The sequence below is a fragment of the Methylobacterium radiodurans genome, from assembly GCF_003173735.1.
Lineage (GTDB): Bacteria > Pseudomonadota > Alphaproteobacteria > Rhizobiales > Beijerinckiaceae > Methylobacterium > Methylobacterium radiodurans.
On the sequence record NZ_CP029551.1, the window covers coordinates 3338238 to 3359769 of the forward strand.

A 21532-nucleotide genomic window follows, 5' to 3' on the forward strand; every position below is an offset into this window, starting at 1 on the left:
TCCGTCAAGACACTTTGACGCGTGAGGGGCGTGGCACAGGATAAGCCTGTCCCCCGGCACGGCCGCCGCGGCGGACACGGCCTGCCTCGGAACCCGTGCATGAAGATCTTCCAGTGCCAGGCCTGCGACCAGCCGGTGACCTTCGAGGCCACCGCCTGCGAGAGCTGCGAGCGGCGCCTGGGCTATGTCTGCGACCGGCACGAGGTCTCGGCGCTGGAGCCGGTGGGCACCTCGGCCCATCCGGGCTCGGCCGGGATCCCGGTCTACCACGCCTACGCGCATCCGGGCCGCCGCTACCGCTTCTGCGCCAATGCCCGGCACAATGCCTGCAACTGGCTGGTGCCTGACGAGGCCAACGACATCTTCTGCACCACCTGCCGGCACAACCACGTGGTGCCGGACCTCACGATTCCCTGGAACCTCACCCGCTGGCGGCAGGTCGAGGCGGCCAAGCACCGGCTGTTCTACTCGCTGCTGCGCCTCGACCTGCCGCTCGCGACCCGGGCCCAGTACACCGACGGCCTCGCCTTCGACTTCCTGGTCGATCCGTCCGAGACCTACATGGGCGGCCCCCCGGTGATGACCGGCCATCTCAACGGCCTCATCACGATGAACATCGCCGAGGCCGACGACGTCGAGCGCGAGCGGCGGCGGACGCTGTTCGGCGAGCACTACCGGACGCTGCTGGGCCACTTCCGGCACGAGATCGGGCACTATTTCTGGTACCTGCTGGTGCAGAACAGCCCGCATCTGGAGCCCTTTCGGGCCCTGTTCGGCGACGAGAGCCTGAACTACGCCGCCGCCCTGAAGACGCACTACGCCAACGGCGCGCCCGCGAACTGGGAGGAATCCTACGTCTCGACCTATGCCACGAGCCATCCGTGGGAGGACTTCGCCGAGACCTTCGCCCACTACCTGCACATCGTCGACACGGTGGAGACCGCCTCGACCTTCGAGCTGCACCTTCGCCCGCGCCTGCGCAAGGAGGTGAGCGCGCCCGTGGTGATCGACTTCGATCCCTACCAGACCCACGACCTCGACCGCCTGATCGAGGCGTGGCTGCCGCTGACCTACGCGATCAACTCGCTCTCGCGCAGCATGGGCCAGAACGCGCTCTACCCGTTCACACTGACGCCCGCGGTGATCGCCAAGCTCGCCTTCGTGCACGAGCGCATCTACGCGGCGCGCGGCGACCTGCCGACGCCGGACCCGGAGGCGGTCGGCACCGGTATCCTGAAGGCGGTGATCACGGGCCTGCGCCAGAAGGTGGCCGCGCCCACGGTGTGATCCCACGGGATCCCCAAGGGGCGAGCCGCTTGGGCGGGGTCCCGGGGCGCGTAGCCCCGGGTCCGAAAGCCCTGTCCGGCTCTTCTGGACAGGGCGTTCGACTGCAGGGCCGAGATCCAGAACCTTGCCTGCACCCGCCAAAGGTCTCGACCTTTGGGATCCGGGACGGGAGCGGCCGCGCGGAAACTCTTCTCCACAAAGCGCAGCAGGGGCGCGCGACCTTCGCCATCCGGCCGGGAGAAGGGAGGTCCCTTCCATGGCGGCCCGGGGGTACGGGAGCTACTCTTCCGCTGTGACGCCAGGGCCCCGCACCGACCCGGATTCCCGAAAGACCGATGTCAGACCGACCGCTTCCCTCCGAGGCACAGCCGCTGCCGATCGCCGTGATCGGGGCTGGGTTCAGCGGAACCGCGGCGGCGATCCAGCTCCTGGCGCAGCTCCCGCCGGACCGTCCGGTCCTGCTCTGCGAGCGCGCCGAGCGCTTCGGGCGCGGCCGTGCCTACGCGACGGGCAATCCGGACCACCTCCTCAACGTGCGCGCCGCCAACATGAGCGCCTTCCCCGACCGGCCGACGCAGTTCGAGGACTGGCTCGCCGGCGCCGACGAGGCCGAGGGGATCCGCCGGACGCCGGCCGGTACCTTCGCGGCCCGCGGCCTCTACGGGCGCTACCTCTCCGAGTTGCTCACCGCGGCGCTGACGGGCGACGGGGCGCCACGGCTGCACCTCGTCAACGAGGCGATCACCGACATCGTGCCGGAGGACGGACGCCTCGTCCTGCGCAGCGAGGGCGGCCGGCCCTTCGCCGCCGCCGGCGCCGTGCTGGCGATGGGCAACCTCGCGGCCCCCGAGGAGCCGGCGAGCCGGCACCGGGCCGATCCCTGGAACCCGGACGGGTTCGGGCGGCTCCACCCTGACCGGACGGTCCTCGTGGTCGGCACCGGTCTCAGCATGGTGGACGCCGTGATGAACCTGCGCCGCCACGGGTTTTCCGGCCGCATCGTCGCCCTGTCGCGGCGCGGGCAGATCTCAACCGTGCACGCGCCGGCCGGCGCCTGGCCGCTGCCGGACTTCTCCGCGGCCGAGCGCGGCTCGCTCACGCGGCTCCTGCGGCGGATCCGCCGGGAGATCGCGGCGGCGGCCGCTTCCGGCATCGGCTGGCACGGGGTGCTGGACGCCCTGCGGCCGGTCACCGACACGCTCTGGCTCGGCCTGCCGGAGACCGAGAAGGCGCGGTTCCTGCGCCATCTGCGACCGTTCTGGGACGTGCACCGCCACCGCGCCGCGCCGCCCGCGGGCGCGGCGATCGCCGCCGAGATCGCGGCCGGCACGCTCGAGGTCCGGGCGGCCAGGCTCCTCTCGATCGAGGACCGGCCCGACGAGGCCCTGGTCACCTGCCGGCCGCGCTGGGCGCGGGAGCCCGAGACCTTCGCGGTGCAGTGCATCCTCGACGCCCGCGGCATCGGCCGGGTTGCCGAGACCGCCGACCCGCTCCTGCGCCGGCTGATCGGCCGCGGGCTGGCGCGGCCGGGCCCCTTCGGCATCGGCCTCGACGTGCGACCCGATCTCTCGGTGATCGGAACCGGCGAGGCGCCCGCCCCGCTCTGGACCCTCGGGCCGCTCATCCGCGGCGTGTTCTGGGAGTGCACCGCCGTGCCCGACATCCGCAACCAGGCGGCCCAGCTCGCCCGGGCCGTGGCAGCGAGCGTGCGCGGCTAGGGCGCTCTCCGCCGAAGCGGATGCCGGTTCGGCGAGAGAGCGCGCGTCACAACAAGAACTTGGAGCCGTTCTCGATTGCACCGTGATCGGGAACGGCTCCAGGCCGCGACACCGCGCGCCCGCTGCTGGGACGTGGGATCCCGTGGGATCCCGGCGCCCGATGGGATAGAGCGGCGCCGTCGCCGGGTTGCCCCGGCGAGCGCGGCGAGCCCGGATGAGCGTGCAGGGCCCTACACCCAAGCGAACCTTTGCCGGCGCCGACCTGCGTCGGCTGGTCGAGGCGCGGGCCCGCGCCCTCGGCTTCTGCGCGCTCGGCCTCACCACGCCCGACGCGGTGCCGCTGCTGCCCGAGCGCCTCGCCGCGTGGCTCGCCCAGGGCGCACAGGGGGAGATGGGCTGGATGGCCGAGCGCGCCGACCAGCGCGCCGACCCGGCGACGCTCTGGCCGGAGGTGGCCAGCGTCTGGGTGCTCGCCATGAGCTACCGGCCCGAGAGCGACCCGCTCGACCTCCTCGCCCGCCGCGACCGCGGCGCGATCGCGGCCTACGCGCAGCGGCGTGACTACCACGAGGTGCTGAAGGGCAAGCTGAAGGAACTCGGCGGCTACCTCTCCGCCAAGTCCGGCCGACCCGTGAAGGTCTTCGTCGACACCGCCCCCGTGATGGAGAAGCCGCTGGCGGAAGCCGCCGGCCTCGGCTGGCAGGGCAAGCACACGGTGCTGCTCTCGCGCGAGCACGGCAACTGGCTCCTGCTGGGCGCGATCTACAGCGCCGCCGCGATGGAGCCGGACGCGCCCGGCCGCGGACATTGCGGCTCCTGCCGCGCCTGCCTCGACGTCTGCCCGACGGACGCCTTCCCCGCGCCCTACCGGCTCGATGCCAGGCGCTGCCTCTCCTACCTCACCATCGAGCATGCCGGCCCGATCCCGGAGGAGTTCCGGCGCCCGATGGGCAACCGGATCTTCGGCTGCGACGACTGCCTCGCGGTCTGCCCCTGGAACAAGTTCGCGCACGCGGCGGCGGATGCCCGGATGAGCGCCCGCGACGACCTTGCCGCGCCGCCCCTCGCGGAGCTGGCGGGCCTCGACGACGCGGCGTTCCGGGCGCGCTTCGCCGGCACGCCGGTCAAGCGCACCGGCCGCGACCGCTTCCTGCGCAACGTGCTGATCGCCATCGGCAACGCGGGCGACCCGGCCCTCGGCGCCGCGGCCCTCGACCATCTCGCCGACCCCTCGCCGCTCGTGCGGGGCATGGCCGTCTGGGCCGCCGCGCGCTACCTCGACGGCTCGGCGCTCGCCGCGCTGCACGCCCGGCACGGCGCGGGCGAGGCCGACCCGCACGTGCGGGCGGAGTGGCGGGCGGCGCTCGCGCGGGATCCGGAGACTTGAGAAGACCCATGAACCTGTTCGTCTTCGGCCTCGGCTTCTCGGCCCGGCGCTTCGCCGAGAGCCAGCGCGGGCGCTTCGGGCAGATCCGGGCGAGCGTCACCGATCCGGAGAAGGCCCGCGCGCTCTCGGATGAGACAGGTTTCGCGGTGCGCGCCTTCGGGCCGGAGGGTGCGGATCCGTGCATCGCGGAGGATCTCGCGGAGACCGACGTGCTCCTCGTCTCGGTGCCGCCGCAGCCTGAGGGCGACCCGGTGCTGCGCGCCTACCGCGAGGCCATCGTGGGCAGCCGCATCCGCTGGATCGGCTACCTCTCGACGATCGGCGTCTACGGCGATCACGGCGGCGCCTGGATCGACGAGGCGACCGAGCCCGCGCCCCTCAGCGCCCGCTCGCGGATGCGCCTCGCGGTGGAGAACGCTTGGCTCGACCTCGGCCGCGAGACGGGGAAATCCGTGCAGGTCTTCCGGCTGTCGGGCATCTACGGACCGGGCCGCAACCCGATCGTGAAGCTGCGCGAGGGCCGCTCGCAGCGCATCGTCAAGCAGGGACAGGTCTTCAACCGGATCCACATCGACGACATCGCGGCGACGCTCAGCGCCTCGATCGACCGCCCCCGACCGGGCGCCGTCTACAACGTCACCGACGACGAGCCGGCGCCCCCGCAGGTGGTGACCGCGTACGCCGCCGGGATCGCGGGCCTGCCGCTGCCGCCGGAGGTCGATTTCGAGACCGCCGATCTCAGCCCGATGGCCCGCAGCTTCTACGGCGAGAACAAGCGCGTGCGGAACCGCCTGATCCGGGAGGAACTCGGCGTGGAACTGGCCTTCCCGACCTACCGGGAAGGCCTCGCGGCCCTGAAGGATGCCGGGTAGGCCTCAGGCGGGCGCCTTCCGGCCCGGGTGCAGCAGCCCGCTGCGGGAGCTTCGGGCGAGCCCGTGCTCGGTCTTGTTCCAGCGGTTGGGTGCCCGCACCAGCTCGAACACGGCGAGCCAGGCCGCGAGGCTGACGCAGCAGAAGTAGATCGGCATCAAGGGCACCCAGACGATCAGGTCGAGCCAGCCGCGTCGGACGCAGCCGAGCGCCGCGGGCAGCATCAGGGCGAAGAACCCGGCCACGAAGAGCAACATGGAGAGACCCTGCGGCAGACGCGCCAGCAGGGTCGGCGCCTCCGGCTGCGCGCGCAGGAACAGGTCGTAGGTCGTCAGCACGAGGTAGAGCGGGTAGACCAGCGCGGAGAGCACGGCGCCGGGCACCAGCGCCAGAGCCGTCAGCCCCCGCACCGGGCCGAGCCGGCGGAGCGTCTCCAGCGGCGCTCGTCCGTGCGTCAGGCTGGTCTGGAGGAAGCCCTTGATCCAGCGCACCCGCTGATGGAGCCAGGCCCGCCCGCGCACCGGCGCCTCCTCGACGGTGCTGCTCGGCAGGTCGCCGACATCGTAGCCGGCGAGCGCGAGGCGGACGCCGAGATCGGCGTCCTCGGTGACGTTCCAGGCATCCCATCCGTGCAGCTCGCGCAGGATCCGCGTGCGAAAATGCGTCGAGGTGCCGCCGAGCGGCATCGGCAGGCGCCAGCGCGCGAGCGCCGGGTTCAGCACCCCGAACAGCCCGAGATATTCCAGCGTGAAGAAGCGGGCGAACCAGGAATCGCCCGGATTGTCGACGAGCAGCCGGCCCTGCAGCGCTGCCGTCCTGGCGGGGGAGCGCGCGAAGAGCGCGGCGGCGAGCCGGAGCTGGTTCTCCGCCGGGACGTCCTCGGCGTCGTAGACCACGAGCAGGCTGCCGCGGACGAGCGGCAGAGCCGCGTTGAGGGCCCGCGGCTTCGTCCGGGGCAGGCCCGGCGGCATCACCACCGTCTCGAACCGGGCCGGGAAAGGGTAGCGGGCGAGCGCCCGCGCGGTCTCTGTGTCGTCCGCCTCGATCAGGAACTTCACGTCGAGCTTCGAGCGCGGATAGTCGAGCCGGGCGAGCGCCCGGACGAGGCGGTCCACCACCGCCGCCTCGCGGTACATCGCGATCATCACCGTGTAGGTGGGCAGCTCCGCATCCGTGAGCGGCCGCACGCGCCCCGCGATCATCCCGGCCCCCAGGAAGGCGGCGCCGATCCGCAGGCCCGTCATCGCCAGGAACACGAGCTGCACCGCGACCGTCACGGCCAGCGCCAGCATCGGCGGCAGCGCGGCGAACAGGCAGAGCCCGGTGCAGGCGAGCAGGAAGAGGAACAGCAGCCAGCGGTTGGCCGGCTCGCGCCCGAAGGCCCAGTGGGGCGCCCGGCGCTGCAGGTTGTCCGCCGCGTAGGCCGCGATCTCGGGCCCGCGCGCCGCGAACACCGCCTCGCGCAGCCGCGTCGGCGTGGTGATCGCCGGCATGCCGCGCCGGTAGCCGGTCTCGAGGAGTTCAGCGACCTGCGGTCCGCGGGGCGCCAGGACGCAGGGCGCTGCGGCGCCCGTGGCGAGCGGCGCGAGCCCGGCCAGGAGGCTGTCGGGGTAGCGCAGGCCCGGGCCGAACGGGATCGCGCCGTCGAGGAAGGGGGCGCCGAGCGCCCGGGCGAGCGCGCGGTAGTACTCCTCCTCGGCGATCCAGCCGGCATTGAGCATTGCGGTCGCCGCGTCGGTCCCGCTCGTCCGGGCGAACTCGGCGGCACGGGCGAGGTCGGCGGCGGGCACCCCCTCCCAGAGCAGGAAGGCGATCTCGGGCGGCAGGGCCGGCGCGTCGGCGGCGGGCTTGAGCAGGAGGCGCAGGAACGACACGGTCACCCGCTCCCGCGGCCCGCGGAACGTGCTAGACAGGCGGGCGAGCCGAGCCGCCTGACCGGGGCCAGCGGACACTAGGACTGTTATCCCGTCAAGACGCGTCCGGCATGATGGCACGATTTCGGCTGATCCTCGCGGCAATTCTGATCTGCGCGTCCGGTACGCAACAGATCCGGGCCGAGCCCACCTCCTCCGAGGTCGTGAAGATCCCAAACTTCTGGAATCCGCGCGCGCGCGGCGAGCGGGTCGAGGCGCCCCAGACCGGCCGGCCGGTCCGCTTCCTCACCGACGACGAGTTCCCGCCGCTGCACTTCGCCGGGCCCGACGGGGCGCCGACCGGCTTCTCGGTGGAGCTCGCCCGCGCCGTGTGCGAGCGCCTCGCGATCACCTGCACGGTGCAGGCGCGCCGCTTCGACACGCTGCTCGACGCCCTGAACGAGCGGCAGGGCGACGTGGTGGCGGCGGCGATCCCGCTGACCCCGACGCTCCGGGAAAAGTTCCTGGCGACGCGGCCCTATTTCCGCTGGCCCGCCCGCTTCGCCGCCCGCACGGGCGCGCCCCTGCCGCCGCCCTCACCCGAGGGGCTCGCGGGCCGGAGCGTGGGCGTGATCGCGGGCAGCGCCCACGCGGCCTATCTCCGGGCCTTCTTCCCGAAGGCGCAGGTGAAGGACTTCACCGACCTCGCCGCCGCCGAGGGCGCGCTGAAGCGGGGCGAGACCGAGTACCTGTTCGCGGACGGGGTCAACCTAGCCCTCTGGCTCGGTGGCCAGGAAGCGGCCGGGTGCTGCGCCTTCACGGGCGGCGACTACCTGGAGAACCGTTATTTCGGGGAAGGGATCGGCCTCGTCACCCGCCAGGAGGACGCGGCGCTGTCCCGCGCCCTCGACGACGCGCTCCAGCGCCTGTGGGACGACGGCAAGTACGCGGAGCTGTACCTGCGCTTCTTCCCGGTCAGCCCGTTCTGATGAAGGCAGAAATCCCCTAACCTGCGCAACGAGCGGCTGGAGGCGAACGGGAATCGGTCATGGCACCCACGAGCCGACTTGCGGAGATCCTCGCAGCGCGGAGCGGCGTCGGCGGGCGGAGATCCTGAGCGCCCGCTGCCTCGCGGCCCTCGGCGCGCTCGGTCAGCGCGCCTCCGTGATCGGCTCGCTCGCGACGGGCCGCTTCCGCCTGCACTCGGACATCGAGATCCTGGTCGAGAGTCCGGTCGGTCCGGCCGAGCGGGCGGAGGTGGAGCGCGCGCTGGCAAGCATCCTGCGGGGCACCGGCATCCCTTACGATCTGATCTTCGCCTGCGATCTCACGCAGGAGCAGCGGGAGGCTTTCGAGCATGATCGCGTCATCGCATCCCGCCTTCGCGAAGCTCGGACCGAAGCTTGAGCGTGCCGCGCGCGAGTTCCGGAACCTCGATACCTTTCCGGCGCAGTACGATGCGTTGCCGCCGGAGGCGGTCAACGCCTGGGGCCGCATGACGGCGACCGCCGGGGCCGTCCATAACGTCTACAACGGCATTGAGGACACGCTGCTCAGCCTTGCCAACGACATCGACGGCACGGTCCCGACCGGCGAGACCTCGCATCAGGACCTGCTCGACCAGATGCGCGCCGCCGTCGTCGGTCTCAGACCACCGCTGCTGGACGACGCCCTCTACCTCTCGCTGACCGAGCTGAAGGGCTTCGGCGCCGGGTCCGGCACCGCTACGGGTTCGACCTCGATCCGGCCAGGACCGACGAAAGTCTTGCGCGGATGCGGGCGACCTTCCCGGCCTATGTCGTGGCCGTGCGTGCGTTGGAGCGCGCCCTCGCCGGTGATCCCGGTGTCCCATCCGGCGCAGCGCCGGCATGAGCCCCCCGCGTTGACCCGTCCGGCGCCCCTGCCTTAGTGAGGCGGGTTCTCGGCACATGCTGGAACGTACCGCTTCATGCCCGCCCCGCTCACCCTCGACCCCGACCTGATCGAGGCCGCCGCGCACGCCGCCGCCTGGCCCTTCGAGGAGGCGCGCAAGCTCGTCGCGCGGCTGGAGCGCAAGCCCAAGTCGGAGATCCTCTTCGAGACGGGCTACGGCCCCTCGGGCCTGCCGCATATCGGCACCTTCGGCGAGGTCGCCCGCACCTCAATGGTGCGCCACGCCTTCCGGGTGCTGACGAAGGACGCGGTGCCGACCCGGCTCATCGCCTTCTCGGACGACATGGACGGCCTGCGCAAGGTGCCGGACAACGTGCCGAACCGCGAGCTGCTGCAGGGCGCGCTCAACCTGCCGCTCACGAAGGTGCCCGACCCCTTCGGGACGCACGACAGCTTCGGCGCGCACAACAACGCGGAGCTGCGCCGCTTCCTCGACGCCTTCGGCTTCGACTACGAGTTCCGCTCGGCGACGGAATGCTACCGCTCGGGCGCCTTCGACGCGACGCTCCTGCTGGTGGCCGAGCGCTACCAGGCGGTGATGGACATCATGCTGCCCTCGCTACGCGCCGAGCGCTCGGCGAGCTACTCGCCCTTCCTGCCGATCCACCCGGTGACCGGCCACGTGATGCAGGTGCCGATCGACCGCGTGGATGCCGCCACGGGCACGCTCGCCTGGCGCGACCCCGCGACCGGCGAGGCCTACGAGACCCCGCTGACGGGCGGCCACGCCAAGCTGCAGTGGAAGCCCGATTGGGCGATGCGCTGGGTGGCCCTCGGCATCGACTACGAGATGGCCGGCAAGGACCTAATCGACTCGGTCAAGCTCTCGGGCCAGATCGCCCGCGCGCTCGGGGCCGAGCCGCCGGAAGGCTTCAACTACGAGCTCTTCCTCGACGAGCGCGGCCAGAAGATCTCGAAATCGAAGGGCAATGGGCTCACCATCGACGAGTGGCTCGCCTACGGCACGCCCGACTCGCTGGCGCTGTTCATGTACAACAAGCCGCGCGAGGCCAAGCGCCTGTTCTTCGACGTGATCCCGCGCCACGTCGACGAGTACCTGAACTTCCTCGACCGCTACCGGGGCCAGGACGCCAAGCTGCGGCTCGGCAACCCGGTCTGGCACCTGCACGCGGGCGCGCCGCCGGAGCCGGAGCGCGTCGAGGGCGGGGGCGTCAACTTCGCGATGCTGCTGAACCTCGCGGCGGTGGCCAACACCGAGGACAAGGCGGTGCTCTGGGGCTTCATCCGGCGCTACGCCCCCGGGATCGGGCCGGAGACGCACCCCTATCTCGACCGGCTGGTCGGGCACGCGCTCGCCTACTTCCGGGACTTCGTGCGCCCGGCCAAGACCTACCGCGAGCCGACCCCGGAGGAGCGGGCGGCGCTGGAGGATTTGGCGGAGACGCTGGCACCGCATGCCGGCTCGACCGATCCGGAGGCCTTGCAGGCGGTGGTCTACGAGGTCGGGCGGCGCCACTTCCCTGACCTCTCCGGCAAGGCCAAGAGCCCGGACGGGCGGCCGGGCGTCTCGCAGGCGTGGTTCGGTACGATCTACAACGTGCTGTTCGGCGAGGCGCGCGGGCCCCGCTTCGGCTCCTTCGTGGCGCTCTACGGCGTCGAGGAGACCCGCGCCCTGATCGCCGAGGCGCTCTCGGGCGGGCTGATCGCGGGGCACACCGCCTTTACGGCGGGACGGACGGCGGCCTGAGGCTGTTTCCGGCCGGTCACGTCGGCTGCGGCGGGTTCCCGCTCCCAGGGGTCCACCGGATCCACACGTCCGCTCCTGATCCCAGCGAGGGCCGGCGGGTTTGGATCAAGCCAGAACTGCGCTGCGCGCCCTCTCCCGTGCGGATTGCTCCTCGGGAAGTGCGTGGCGGCTTGCGCAAGCTTGGAAGATTGGCAGCGGTGGGCCGGATGCGGTTCGCGCCGGGATCCGGTACGCGGCCGCGGGCCGGGTCCTGACGCTCGGGCCGCCCCGAGCCGGCAGGCCCGGTACAGCTTGTAAACGCCACAAAGGCCGGACGATCGCCGGTGCTGGCCACCCGCGAATGGCAGCACACGCGGCCCAGGCCACAGACCTCTCACCCGCGTAGAGCAAGCCAAGCAGGAGCCAGGACCCGCTCAAACCTTCGCCGAGCAATCCGCACGCGCGAGAGAACCCGCGTCTCCTCCGGGCCGTATCCGGAGGAGGCAGGAAACAGAGCATCGTCGATGAGAGGGACAGCGCGTCCCGCTCACCTCAGGCGGCGGGCTTCAGTGCCCCGATCCGCGCGTGGAAGTCCGGACCGTTGCCGGTCTTGGCCACGTGGCCGGCGCGGATGACGAAGTCGCCGAAATGCTCGCCCGGCTGCCGGTGCCGGGCGTAGTCGGCGAAGAGCGGGTCGAGGATGCCGCGGATCTCCGAGGCCTGGACGTCCTCGCGGTAGAGCTTGCTCAGCCGCGACCCGTCGAAGGCGGCGCCGAGATAGAGGTGGTAGCGCTCGGGACCGCGGCCGACGAGGCCGATCTCGGCGATGAAGGGCCGGGCGCAGCCGTTCGGGCAGCCGGTCGAGCGGATCGTGATCTCCTCGTCCTGCAAGCCGTGGCTCGCCAGGCTCTCCTCCAGCTCGGAGATGAGATCCGGCAGGTAGCGCTCACTCTCGGCGAGCGCGAGGCCGCAGGTCGGCAGCGCCACGCAGGCGATCGAGCTGCGCCGCAGCGCCCCGGCGCCGTTGGTCAGGCCGTACTCGGCCACCAGCGCGTCGATCTCGGCGCGCTTCTCCGCCGGCACGTTGGCGACGATCACGTTCTGGTTGCCCGTGAGGCGGAAATCGCCCTCGTGCACCTCGGCGATGCGGCGGAAGCCGGTGAGGAATTGCGGCCCGCCCTCGACGTCCTTGATCCGGCCGGAGGGCACGTAGAGCGTAAGGTGGTGGCGCCCGTCCTCGCCCTCGACCCAGCCGTAGCGGTCGCCGTTGCCCGTGAACGTGAAGGGCTTCGGGTCGGCGAGCGGCTTGCCGACGCGCTTCTCCACCTCGGCCCGGAAGGCTTTGAGGCCGTAGCGCTCGATCGTGTACTTGAGGCGGGCGTTCTTGCGGACCTTGCGGTTGCCCCAGTCGCGCTGCACCGTCATCACGGCTTCCGCCGCCTTCAGGGCGTCCTCGGGCTTGACGAAGCACATCACGTCGGCGGTGCGCGGGAAGGTGTCGGTCTCGCCGTGGGTCATGCCCATGCCGCCGCCGACCGTCACGTTCCAGCCCGTGAGCTTGTTCTTCTTGTCGAGGATCGCGATGAAGCCGAGGTCGTGGGCGAAGATGTCGACCTCGTTCGAGGGCGGCACGGCGACGACCGTCTTGAACTTCCTGGGCAGGTAGGTCCGGCCGTAGACCGGCTCGATCTCGGCCGCCTCCTCGCCGCCGACCACGCGCTCGCCGTCGAGCCAGATCTCGCGCCACGCGCTGGTCTTCGGCAGCAGCGTGTCCGAGATGTCCTTGGCGAGCTGGTAGGCCGCCTTGTGGGCACCGGTCTGGGCCGGGTTCGTCGCCGCCATCACGTTGCGGTTGACGTCGCCGCAGGCCGCGATCGTGTCGAGGAGCGCCGCGTCGATGGCCGCCATCGTGCGCTTCAGGTTCGACTTGATGACGCCGTGGTACTGGAAGGTCTGGCGCGTGGTGGCGCGCAGCGCGTTGCCCGCGTAGGTGCGCGCGATGTCGTCGAGGATCAGCCACTGCTTCGGCGTCACCACGCCGCCCGCGATGCGCAGGCGGATCATGAAGCTGTAGGCCTTGTCGAGCTTCTTCTTGGTGCGCTCGGCCCGGATGTCGCGATCGTCCTGCAGGTACATCCCGTGGAACTTCACGAGCTGCCCGTCATCGTCCGAGATCGCCCCGGTGGCGTGCTTCAGCAGGCCGTCGGCGAGCGTGCCGCGAAGATAGCCGCTGGCGATCTTGATGTGCTCGTTGGCCGAGAGCTGGGCCGCGCGCGCGGCTTCCGCGTCGGTGATCGGCCGCTCGGTCGGGGGCGTCTCGTAGGTGCGCTCGGCCGGAGTTTCGACCGGGGCGTCGGCGTCGCGGGGGCTGTGGTCGTCCATGGAACGAATCCAATATCGTCGAAAGCGTAAGTCTCTCCCTCGCCGGGGCCTCGAGGCCGCGGGGCAGAGAGAGCGTGAGGCTTGGTGTCCGGGAGGCTGCCTCCCGCCCCGGTCCGGGGTTGCTCGCCCTCCGGGCGAGCGTCAGGTCCCTAGTACACGTCCTGCTGGTAGCGGTGGCCGCGCTCCAGGGCCGCGACCTGCGCCTCGGCGTCGGCCGGGCTCAGGCCCTTGGCGGTCTCGTAGGCCTTCACCACCGCGGCCCGCACGTCGCGCGCCATGTTCTTGGCGTCGCCGCAGACGTACAGATGGGCGCCGCCGTCGAGCCATGAGACCAACTCGGCGGCGTTCTGGGTGATCCGGTCCTGCACGTAGATCTTCTCGGGCTGGTCGCGCGAGAAGGCCACGTCGATCTTGGTCAGCGAACCGTCCTCCAGAGCCTCCTGCCACTCCAGCTGGTAGAGGAAGTCGTGGGTGAACTGGCGGTCGCCGAAGAACAGCCAGGACCGGCCGGGAGCCTCCGTCGCGCGGCGCTCCTGCACGAAGGCGCGGAAGGGCGCCACGCCAGTGCCGGGCCCGACCATGATGATGTCGGTGGCGGGATCCTGCGGCAAGCGGAAATGGCGGTTCGGCTTCAGCCGCACCCGCAGCTTGGCGCCGTCGCGGATGCGGTCGGCCACGTGCACCGAGGTGACGCCGGAGCGGGCGCGCCCGTGGGTCTCGTAGCGCACGGCGGCGATCGTCAGGTGGACCTCGTCACCCACCTCCTTGCGCGAGGAGGCGATCGAGTAGGCCCGCGGCGGCAGCGGACGGGTGATGGCGTTGAGGTGCTCGCCGGTGAGCTTGGCCGGGTAGGTCTCGATCAGGTCGATGAGCTGACGGCCCTCGATCCAGGCGCGCGCCTCGCCGCTCTCGACGAGCTTGCGCGCCTCCTCGTGGCCCGTCGCTTTGACGAAGCGCTCGATCGTGGCGGCCGAGAGGGTGGTGATGTCGCGCTCGGCGATGAGCGCCTTGCGCAGGGCCTCGTCGCCCTCAAGCTCCGCAGCCTTGAGGATCTCTTCCACGAGTTGCGGGTCGTTCTCGGGGTAGATCTCCAGCGAATCGCCCGGCTCGTAGGCCGGCGCGCCGTCCTCGAAGGCCAGCGCGAGGTGGATCGTCTCCTTGTCGGAGCGCGAGGAGTTGAGGTTCACGTGCTCGACGACCTCGACCACGTGGGGCTCGCGGCTGGGCTCGGCATCCTCGTCCTCGGCCCCGGCCGCGCGAGCGAAATCGACCGCCACCACGTTGTCGGCGGGCGCGGGCGCGAGCGCCTTCAGCGTGGCCTTGATCCAGTCGGCGGCGGGCTTCTCGAAATCGAGATCGAGGTCGGCACGCTCCGCCGCGCGCTTGGCCCCCAGCGCCTCGAAGCGGGCGTCGAGCGCCTTGCCGATGGCGCAGAACTCCGCGTAGCTCGTGTCGCCGAGCGCCAGCACCGCAAATGCCACGCCGTCGAGGCGGGGCGCCGCGTCACCCATCAGCTCGCCGTAGGCCCGCACGGCCCGGGCCGGCGGCTCGCCCTCGCCCCAGGTCGCGGCGATGGCCACGATCTTGCCGGCCTTCGGCAGGGTCGCGAGGTCGAGGTCAGCGAAATCCACCACCTTCGGCTTGAAGCCCTGCTTGCGCGCGAGCTTGCCCACGTCGCCCGCGAGCTTCTCCGAGTTGCCGGATTCGCTGGCGAACAGGATCGTCAGCGGCTCGGCGGCCTTCGGGGGAGCGGCCGGCACGGCGGCGGGCTGGCCGCCCGCGGCGTCGAGGCCCGCGAGGAACCCGGCGAGCCAAGCGCGCTGGATCGGCGTCGCGGCGCCGAGCACCGCGTCGAGACTGGCGCGCTCGCTGTCGGCGAAGGGCGCGGTGCGGGGGAGTATGGCTTGGCGTGACATCAGGGGACCATGTCGTCGTACACGAGGCTTCTGTCAACGGGGAACGTTCTTTTTACAGAACCGTGCCGGCGTAGAAAAAGCCGACTGTTGTTGCGGCGCAAAAGAAAAGATTATTCCCCAACCACCGCTAGGGTCGGCGCGGTGCCGGGCAGGTGCCGGCCGTGCGTCGGGGGCGCTGGGAGGGGCAGGGCGGTGGTGGACTTCACCTTCTCCATGGCGAAGCGCGAGGTCACATTCTTGAGAGGCAGTGTGGCGATGAGCTTCTTGTAGAAGGTGTCGTAGGCGGCCATGTCGGCGACGACGACCCGCAGCATGTAATCGACGTCGCCGGCCATGCGGTAGAATTCCAGCACCTCGGGCATCGCCGAGACGGTGTCGGCGAAGCGCTCCAGCCAGTCCTTCGAGTGGTCGGCGGTCTCGATCGAGACGAAGACCGTGAGGCCGAGCCCGAGCTTGACCGGGTCGAGCACGGCCACCCGCCGGTCGATGACCCCGTCCGCCTCCAGGCGCTGGATGCGCTTCCAGCAGGGCGTCTGCGACAGGCCGACCCGCTCGCCGATCGCGGCGATCGAGAGGGTCGCGTCCGTCTGGAGCAGGGCGAGGATCTTCAGGTCGATCGAATCCACGGGACCTCCGGCATGACGTTCGGGGGCGGCGGCGGGAAGCCCTGTCGCGGCGGGACGATCTCCTCCGGCGAGAAGGATCTTTCCCGAACAGGCAACCAAACCGGATTCCGGGCCGTTGCGCCGCTACCCCCCGCGACGGAAGCGGATGCACGGTGCGCAAGGCCGCTCCGCCTTGACTTCGTTCGTTATAGCGAACATCTCAGCCCTCACACAACCGCAGTTTTTTCGCGGACGCATGATGACCCTGCTCAACCCACAGGCCGCCGAGGCCCTCGCGGCCGCCCTGACGGAGCGCGACCTGCCCGGCCGGATCCGCCTGATCGAGGCGGAGGTGCCGGGCCGGCTGGTCTTCACCACGAGCCTCGGCATCGAGGATCAGGTGCTGACCCACGCGATCGCGCTCGCCAAGGGCCGCACCGAGATCGTCACCCTCGATACCGGCCGGCTGTTTCCCGAGACCTACGACGTCTGGGCCGAGACCGAATCGGCCTACGGCATCCGCATCCGCGCCTTCGCGCCCGAGCGCGAGGCCGAGGAGCGCTTCGTGGCCGAGGAGGGGATCAACGGCTTCCGCCACTCGGTCGCCGCCCGGCAGGCCTGCTGCGGCTTCCGCAAGGTCGAGCCGCTCGCCCGCGCCCTGAAGGGTGCCGCCGGCTGGCTCACGGGCCTGCGCGCCGGCCAGTCGGCCAACCGCGCCGCGACCCCGCTCGCGGCCTACGACGCCGAGCGCGGCCTGCTGAAGCTCAATCCCCTGGCGGACTGGTCGCGCGAGGACGTCGACCGCTTCGTGCGCGACAATTACGTGCCCTACAACGTCCTGCACGACCGCGGCTTCCCGTCGATCGGCTGCGCGCCCTGCACCCGCGCGGTGCGCGTCGGCGAGAGCGAGCGCGCCGGCCGCTGGTGGTGGGAGCAGGAAGAGAAGAAGGAGTGCGGCCTGCATGTCGGCCGCCCTGAAGCGAACGTCGAGCCCGGCCGCGAAGCCGCCGTGTTCGAACCGGAATCCGCGACCACAGAGACCCAACACAACCTGGAGATGGCCCGATGAGCGCCGCCCAAGCGGTTCAGGCCGCGCCGAGACAGACCTTCGGACCCGATCGGCTGACCCACCTGCAGCGCCTGGAGGCCGAGAGCATCCACATCTTCCGGGAGACGGTCGCCGAGACCGAGAACCCAGTGATGCTCTACTCGATCGGCAAGGATTCCTCGGTCCTGCTGCACCTGGCGCTGAAGGCTTTCGCGCCGGGCAAGCTGCCCTTCCCCTTGCTGCACGTCGATACGACCTGGAAGTTCCGCGAGATGATCGCCTTCCGCGACCAGCGCGCGAAGGAACTCGGCCTCGACCTCCTGGTCCACACCAACCAGGAGGGCCTGGCCCGCGGCGTCGGTCCGATCAGCCACGGCTCCGAGGTCCACACCGACGTGATGAAGACGCAGGCGCTGCGGCAGGCGCTCGACCAGCACAAGTTCGACGCGGCCTTCGGCGGCGCGCGGCGCGACGAGGAGGCGAGCCGCGCCAAGGAGCGCATCGTCAGCTTGCGCACCGCGCAGCACCGCTGGGACCCGAAGCGCCAGCGTGCCGAGCCCTGGCACCTCTACAACCTGCGCAAGAAGCGGGGCGAGTCCTTGCGCGTCTTCCCGCTGTCGAACTGGACCGAGCTCGATATCTGGCTCTACATCGAGCAGGAGAACATCCCGATCGTGCCGCTCTACTTCGCCAAGGAGCGGCCGGTGGTGGAGCGCGACGGCCAGCTCCTGATGGTCGATGACGAGCGCCTGCCGCTGAACCCCGGCGAGACCCCGCAGATGCGCCAGGTCCGCTTCCGCACGCTCGGCTGCTACCCGCTGACCGGCGCGGTGGAGAGCCCGGCGGCGACCCTGCCAGAGATCATCGGCGAGACGCTGGCCGCCCGCACCTCGGAGCGGCAGGGCCGGGTCATCGACAAGGACGGCGCGGGCGCCATGGAGCGCAAGAAGCAGGAGGGCTATTTCTGATGACGATCCACCAGTCACCGGAGACCTTCGGCTACGAGGCCTTCCTGGCCGCCCACCAGCGCAAGGAAGTGCTGCGCTTCATCGCCTGCGGCTCGGTGGACGACGGCAAGTCGACCCTGATCGGGCGCCTGCTGCACGACACCAAGCAGATCTTCGACGACCAGATCTCGGCCCTGCAGCGGGATTCCCGCAAGCACGGCACGCAGGGTCAGGAGGTCGATCTGGCGCTGCTCGTGGACGGCCTGCAGGCCGAGCGCGAGCAGGGCATCACCATCGACGTGGCCTACCGCTTCTTCTCGACCGAGAAGCGCTCCTTCATCGTGGCCGACACGCCCGGCCACGAGCAGTACACCCGCAACATGGCGACCGGTGCCTCGACGGCCGACGTCGCGGTGATCCTGGTCGATGCCCGCCAGGGCCTGACCCGGCAGACGCGCCGCCACGCGCTCCTCGTCTCGATGCTCGGCATCCGGCGGATCGCGCTCGCCGTGAACAAGATGGACCTCGTCGGCTGGTCGCAGACCAAGTTCGAGGAAATTCTGGCAGGCTTCACGGATTTCACGAAGAACCTGGGCTTCGCCGAGGTGCGGGCGATCCCGCTCTCGGCCAAGAACGGCGACAACGTCGTGCTGCCGGGCACCGCCGCCACCTGGTACACGGGCGGCACGCTGCTCTCCTATCTCGAGGACGTGCCGGTGCACGAGGAGGCGCTCGCCGCCCCCTTCCGCATGGCGGTGCAGTGGGTGAACCGGCCGGATTCGGAGTTCCGCGGCTATTCGGGCCGCATCGCGTCGGGCCGCGTGCGTCCGGGCGACAGCGTCACGGTCGCGCCGAACGGCCGGACCTCGACGGTCGCCCGCATCTACACGGCGGACGGCGACCTCGCGGTCGCGGGCGAGGACCAGTCGGTGACGCTGGTGCTCGCCGATCAGGTCGATGCCTCCCGCGGCAACGTGATCGCGGCGAGCGACCGGCCGATGCAGGTCTCGGACACGCTCGACGTGCGCCTGTTCTGGGCCTCCGAGAGCCCGCTGGCGCCGGGCGCGGCTTTGCTCGCCAAGATCGGCACGGTGACGACGAACGCCACCGTGACGGCGATCCGCACCCGCATCGACCCGGAGACGGGCCAGCCCGGCCCCGCCGAGACGCTCAGCGCCAACGACATCGCCGACGTGACGCTGACCCTCGATCGGCCCGTGGCCTTCGACGCCTACGCGGAGAACCGCGAGACCGGCGGCCTCATCCTGATCGACCGCGAGACCACGGACACGGCCGCCCTCGGCCTGGTCCAGGCGCCGCGCCGGGCGGATGGCGGGGCGCGGATCCCGACGACCACCGAGGTAGCGGCGGAGCCCCGAAAGGGCGGCTTCCTGGCAAAACTGCGCGGGCTGTTCGGGAGCTGAGGCTTCCGGGTGGATTCCCCTCTCCCCGCCGGGCGGGGAGAGGGTCGCGACGACCTCGTCGTCGGCGCGACAAGCGGTAGCGAGAGTGAGGGGGTATTGCCGGAGGAGGCTCTTCCGGAGTCGCCCCCTCACCACCGGCTGCCGCCTCGCTTCATGCCCCGACAAGGGGGCATGAAGCCCTCTCCCCGCGAGCGGGGAGAGGGGGTGCTGCGGCTCACGCCTTCTCCAGCCCCGCGATCGCCCGCGCGAAATCCCGGGCCGCGAAGGGCTCCAGATCCTCCACGCCCTCGCCGACGCCGATGAAGTGCACCGGCAGGCCGAACTTCGCCGCGAGCGCTACCAGGATGCCGCCCCGCGCCGTTCCGTCGAGCTTCGTCATCACCAGTCCCGAGACGGGTGCTGCCTGCGAGAACAGCTCGACCTGGCTCAGCGCGTTCTGGCCGACGGTGGCGTCGAGCACGAGCAGCGTCGCGTGCGGCGCCTCCGGATCGAACTTGCGGATCACCCGGATGATCTTCTCCAGCTCCGCCATCAGCCCGGCCTTGTTCTGGAGCCGACCGGCCGTGTCGATGAGGAGCACGTCGGTGCCGGCCTCGCGCGCCTGTTTCAGCGCGTCGAAGGCAAGGCCCGCCGCGTCCGCCCCTTGCGCCCCGCTGATCACCGGCGTGTTGGTGCGCGCGCCCCAGACCTTGAGTTGGTCGATCGCCGCGGCCCGGAAGGTGTCGCCGGCCGCCAGCATCACCGAGCGCCCCTCGGCCCGGAACTTCAGCGAGAGCTTGCCGAGCGTCGTGGTCTTGCCGGCCCCGTTCACGCCGACGCAGAGGATGACGTAGGGCTTCTTCGAGGCGTCGATGGCGAGCGGCTGCGCCACCGGATCGAGCGCCCGTTCCACCTCCGCGGCCAGGATGGACCGGACCTCGTCGGGCGAGATGCCCCGCTCGTAGCGGCCCTTGCCGACGGCGTCCGAGATCCGGGTCGCGGTCTCGACGCCGAAATCGGCCTGGATCAGCGCGTCCTCCAGATCCTCCAGGGTCGTGGCGTCGAGCTTGCGCTTGGTGAAGAGCCCCGTGACCCGCTCCGACAGGTTGGACGAGGTGCGCTTCATCCCGGAGGTGAGGCGGCTCCACCAGCCGCGGACCTCGGGCTCGCGCTGCGGCTCCGCCCCGGCGTCGAAGGCGAGCGCGGCGGCCGCGTCGACCGGCTGGATGTCGGGGACGGAAGCCGGGGTCCGGTCCGGGCTATCGGCCTCGCCGGTCTCGGGCTCCCGCGCCTGGGAGGTGGTGTCGGCGGGCTCGGCGCCGCGCGCCGGGTCGTCACCCGCGGTGCCGGCGGGCGGGCGCTCCTCCTGTCCCTCGATCGGCATGAGGCCGGCGCCTTCGACGACGTCCGGCACCGTGTTGCGCGAAGGCGCCTCGGGCGCCGGCTCCTCCGGCGGCAAGGGCACGTGCGTGACGTCGTCGGCCGCCGTGGCGAAGTCGGGGTGCCCCTCTGCCGGCGAAGCCGGATCGACCGGGGAGGCGGCCTCGTCCGGCGGCGGCGTCTCCTCGGCAGGCTCCGGCGCCTTCTCGGCGCCCTTCCGCCCGAACAGGCGGCCGAACCAGCCCGGCTTGTCCTCGCTCATCGTCACGTCCTTGCTGGCGCCCGGTGTCCCGGCGCGCCGGAATGGTCTAGCGGGGGATATGTCCGCCCCGATCCTGCCTGACATAGGCGCGCGCCTCCTCTACCGCGATGCCCTGCTGCTCGTCATCGACAAGCCGGCGGGATTACCGGTGCATCCGGGCCCGAAGGGCGGCGAGACCCTGACCGACCATCTCGACGCGCTCCGCTTCGGCCTGCCGCGCCGGCCGGAGGCGGTGCACCGGCTCGACCGCGACACATCGGGCTGCCTCGCGCTCGGGCGCCACGCCAAGGCGCTGGCCCGGCTCGGCAAGCTGTTCGCGGGCTCGGCCGTCGAGAAGACCTACTGGGCGGTGGTGGTGGGCGGGCCGGAGGCGGAGGCTGGCCAGATCGACCTGGCGCTCGCCCGGCGCTCGCCCGATCCGCGCTCGTGGTGGATGAAGGCCGACCCGGCGGGCGACCCGGCGCTGACGCACTGGCGCGTGCTCGGACGCGACCCGGCGGCGGGGCGGACCTGGCTGGAGCTGAAGCCCATCACCGGCCGCACGCACCAACTGCGTGTGCACTGCGCCGAGTCCGGCTGGCCGATCCTGGGCGACCCGATCTACGGCGGCGGCCCGCGCGACAGCGTATTGCAGTTGCACGCCCGGTCGCTCGCGATCCCGCTCTACCCGAAGCGCGACGCGATCCGGGCCGAGGCGCCGGCCCCGCAGCACATGCGGTCGGCGCTCGCGGGCTGCGGCTGGAGCGGGTAGGTTTCCGGGATTCCAAAGGGTCGAGACCCTTTGGCGGGGTCCGGGGCGCGCAGCCCCGGATTTGGTCTCCGGACCCGGCAAGGCCGGGTGCGGAGGCCAACAGC

At 71.4% G+C, this 21532-nt stretch carries 17 protein-coding genes; 12 read left to right on the top strand and 5 right to left on the bottom strand.

What is annotated here, in order from left to right; genetic code table 11:
• The first annotated feature begins 99 nt into the window (after window positions 1–99).
• From DK427_RS15660 to DK427_RS15675, 4 genes are all read left to right on the top strand, one after another.
• Window positions 100–1287 carry a zinc-binding metallopeptidase family protein gene (locus tag DK427_RS15660; RefSeq protein ID WP_109952076.1) on the top strand — a complete coding sequence of 396 codons (1188 nt, stop codon included), beginning with the start codon at window positions 100–102 and terminating at the stop codon, window positions 1285–1287.
• Between the two features lie 335 nt (window positions 1288–1622).
• Window positions 1623–3005 carry an FAD/NAD(P)-binding protein gene (locus DK427_RS15665; RefSeq protein WP_109952077.1) on the top strand — a complete coding sequence of 461 codons (1383 nt, stop codon included), beginning with the start codon at window positions 1623–1625 and terminating at the stop codon, window positions 3003–3005.
• 214 nt (window positions 3006–3219) lie between these two features.
• Entirely contained in the window at window positions 3220–4392 is a 1173-nt protein-coding gene (queG, locus tag DK427_RS15670) for a tRNA epoxyqueuosine(34) reductase QueG (protein WP_109952078.1), read from the top strand.
• Window positions 4393–4400: 8 nt separating this feature from the next.
• Entirely contained in the window at window positions 4401–5264 is an 864-nt protein-coding gene (locus DK427_RS15675; protein WP_109952079.1) for an SDR family oxidoreductase, read from the top strand.
• A gap of 3 nt (window positions 5265–5267) precedes the next feature.
• Here DK427_RS15675 and DK427_RS15680 read toward each other — a convergent pair whose 3' ends face one another.
• Window positions 5268–7136 carry a glycosyltransferase gene (locus tag DK427_RS15680; RefSeq protein ID WP_245930584.1) on the bottom strand — a complete coding sequence of 623 codons (1869 nt, stop codon included), beginning with the start codon at window positions 7134–7136 and terminating at the stop codon, window positions 5268–5270.
• A gap of 110 nt (window positions 7137–7246) precedes the next feature.
• On the opposite strand from DK427_RS15680, the gene DK427_RS15685 reads away from it, so the two are divergent.
• The 4 genes from DK427_RS15685 (at window position 7247) to DK427_RS15700 (ending at window position 10755) form a co-directional block, all read left to right on the top strand.
• Entirely contained in the window at window positions 7247–8104 is an 858-nt protein-coding gene (locus tag DK427_RS15685; protein WP_109952080.1) for a transporter substrate-binding domain-containing protein, read from the top strand.
• A 175-nt stretch (window positions 8105–8279) separates the two neighbouring features.
• Window positions 8280–8522 carry a nucleotidyltransferase domain-containing protein gene (locus tag DK427_RS15690; RefSeq protein ID WP_109952081.1) on the top strand — a complete coding sequence of 81 codons (243 nt, stop codon included), beginning with the start codon at window positions 8280–8282 and terminating at the stop codon, window positions 8520–8522.
• Complete coding sequence (locus DK427_RS15695) at window positions 8473–9024, top strand: ribonuclease toxin HepT-like protein (protein WP_245930585.1); 552 nt, start codon at window positions 8473–8475, stop codon at window positions 9022–9024. Before DK427_RS15690 ends, DK427_RS15695 begins: the two co-directional genes overlap by 50 nt.
• Window positions 9025–9063: 39 nt before the next feature.
• Entirely contained in the window at window positions 9064–10755 is a 1692-nt protein-coding gene (locus tag DK427_RS15700; RefSeq protein ID WP_109952082.1) for a lysine--tRNA ligase, read from the top strand.
• Window positions 10756–11286: 531 nt separating this feature from the next.
• Here DK427_RS15700 and DK427_RS15705 read toward each other — a convergent pair.
• The 3 genes from DK427_RS15705 to DK427_RS15715 all read right to left on the bottom strand — a co-directional run bounded on the left by DK427_RS15705 (window position 11287) and on the right by DK427_RS15715 (window position 15658).
• Window positions 11287–13116 (bottom strand): NADPH-dependent assimilatory sulfite reductase hemoprotein subunit, encoded by a 1830-nt coding sequence (locus DK427_RS15705; protein WP_109952083.1) that lies wholly within the window; start codon window positions 13114–13116, stop codon window positions 11287–11289.
• Window positions 13117–13265: 149 nt separating this feature from the next.
• Entirely contained in the window at window positions 13266–15032 is a 1767-nt protein-coding gene (locus DK427_RS15710) for a diflavin oxidoreductase (RefSeq protein ID WP_109952084.1), read from the bottom strand.
• A 110-nt stretch (window positions 15033–15142) separates the two neighbouring features.
• Window positions 15143–15658: an Lrp/AsnC family transcriptional regulator gene (locus DK427_RS15715; RefSeq protein WP_066924247.1), complete on the bottom strand. Its 516-nt coding sequence runs from the start codon at window positions 15656–15658 to the stop codon at window positions 15143–15145.
• A 238-nt stretch (window positions 15659–15896) separates the two neighbouring features.
• On the opposite strand from DK427_RS15715, the gene DK427_RS15720 reads away from it, so the two are divergent.
• The 3 genes from DK427_RS15720 to cysN are packed head-to-tail and all read left to right on the top strand — an operon-like array spanning window position 15897 to window position 19056.
• A complete protein-coding gene (locus DK427_RS15720; protein WP_109954199.1) occupies window positions 15897–16706 on the top strand; it encodes a phosphoadenylyl-sulfate reductase in 810 nt (269 codons plus the stop codon).
• A complete protein-coding gene (cysD, locus tag DK427_RS15725; RefSeq protein WP_109952085.1) occupies window positions 16703–17653 on the top strand; it encodes a sulfate adenylyltransferase subunit CysD in 951 nt (316 codons plus the stop codon). Before DK427_RS15720 ends, cysD begins: the two co-directional genes overlap by 4 nt.
• The gene (gene cysN, locus DK427_RS15730) at window positions 17653–19056 is read left to right on the top strand and encodes a sulfate adenylyltransferase subunit CysN (RefSeq protein WP_109952086.1); all 1404 of its coding nucleotides are present in this window, start codon (window positions 17653–17655) and stop codon (window positions 19054–19056) included. Before cysD ends, cysN begins: the two co-directional genes overlap by 1 nt.
• A 214-nt stretch (window positions 19057–19270) precedes the next feature.
• Here cysN and ftsY read toward each other — a convergent pair whose 3' ends face one another.
• Window positions 19271–20677: a signal recognition particle-docking protein FtsY gene (gene ftsY / locus DK427_RS15740; RefSeq protein ID WP_109952087.1), complete on the bottom strand. Its 1407-nt coding sequence runs from the start codon at window positions 20675–20677 to the stop codon at window positions 19271–19273.
• A 58-nt stretch (window positions 20678–20735) separates the two neighbouring features.
• Between ftsY and DK427_RS15745 the strand changes: the two genes are divergently transcribed.
• Window positions 20736–21428, top strand: coding sequence for an RluA family pseudouridine synthase (locus DK427_RS15745; RefSeq protein ID WP_109952088.1), 693 nt, complete (start codon window positions 20736–20738; stop codon window positions 21426–21428).
• Window positions 21429–21532 lie beyond the last annotated feature (104 nt).

Coding starts and splice junctions, on each gene's coding strand:
- DK427_RS15700 (WP_109952082.1), top strand. CDS start 9,064: ATGCCCGCCCCGCTCACCCTCGACCCCGACCTGATCGAGGCCGCCGCG.
- ftsY (WP_109952087.1), bottom strand. CDS start 20,677: ATGAGCGAGGACAAGCCGGGCTGGTTCGGCCGCCTGTTCGGGCGGAAG.
- cysD (WP_109952085.1), top strand. CDS start 16,703: ATGAGCGCCGCCCAAGCGGTTCAGGCCGCGCCGAGACAGACCTTCGGA.
- DK427_RS15705 (WP_109952083.1), bottom strand. CDS start 13,116: ATGGACGACCACAGCCCCCGCGACGCCGACGCCCCGGTCGAAACTCCG.
- DK427_RS15745 (WP_109952088.1), top strand. CDS start 20,736: ATGTCCGCCCCGATCCTGCCTGACATAGGCGCGCGCCTCCTCTACCGC.
- queG (WP_109952078.1), top strand. CDS start 3,220: ATGAGCGTGCAGGGCCCTACACCCAAGCGAACCTTTGCCGGCGCCGAC.
- DK427_RS15720 (WP_109954199.1), top strand. CDS start 15,897: ATGACCCTGCTCAACCCACAGGCCGCCGAGGCCCTCGCGGCCGCCCTG.
- DK427_RS15710 (WP_109952084.1), bottom strand. CDS start 15,032: ATGTCACGCCAAGCCATACTCCCCCGCACCGCGCCCTTCGCCGACAGC.
- cysN (WP_109952086.1), top strand. CDS start 17,653: ATGACGATCCACCAGTCACCGGAGACCTTCGGCTACGAGGCCTTCCTG.
- DK427_RS15660 (WP_109952076.1), top strand. CDS start 100: ATGAAGATCTTCCAGTGCCAGGCCTGCGACCAGCCGGTGACCTTCGAG.
- DK427_RS15695 (WP_245930585.1), top strand. CDS start 8,473: ATGATCGCGTCATCGCATCCCGCCTTCGCGAAGCTCGGACCGAAGCTT.
- DK427_RS15675 (WP_109952079.1), top strand. CDS start 4,401: ATGAACCTGTTCGTCTTCGGCCTCGGCTTCTCGGCCCGGCGCTTCGCC.
- DK427_RS15665 (WP_109952077.1), top strand. CDS start 1,623: ATGTCAGACCGACCGCTTCCCTCCGAGGCACAGCCGCTGCCGATCGCC.
- DK427_RS15685 (WP_109952080.1), top strand. CDS start 7,247: ATGATGGCACGATTTCGGCTGATCCTCGCGGCAATTCTGATCTGCGCG.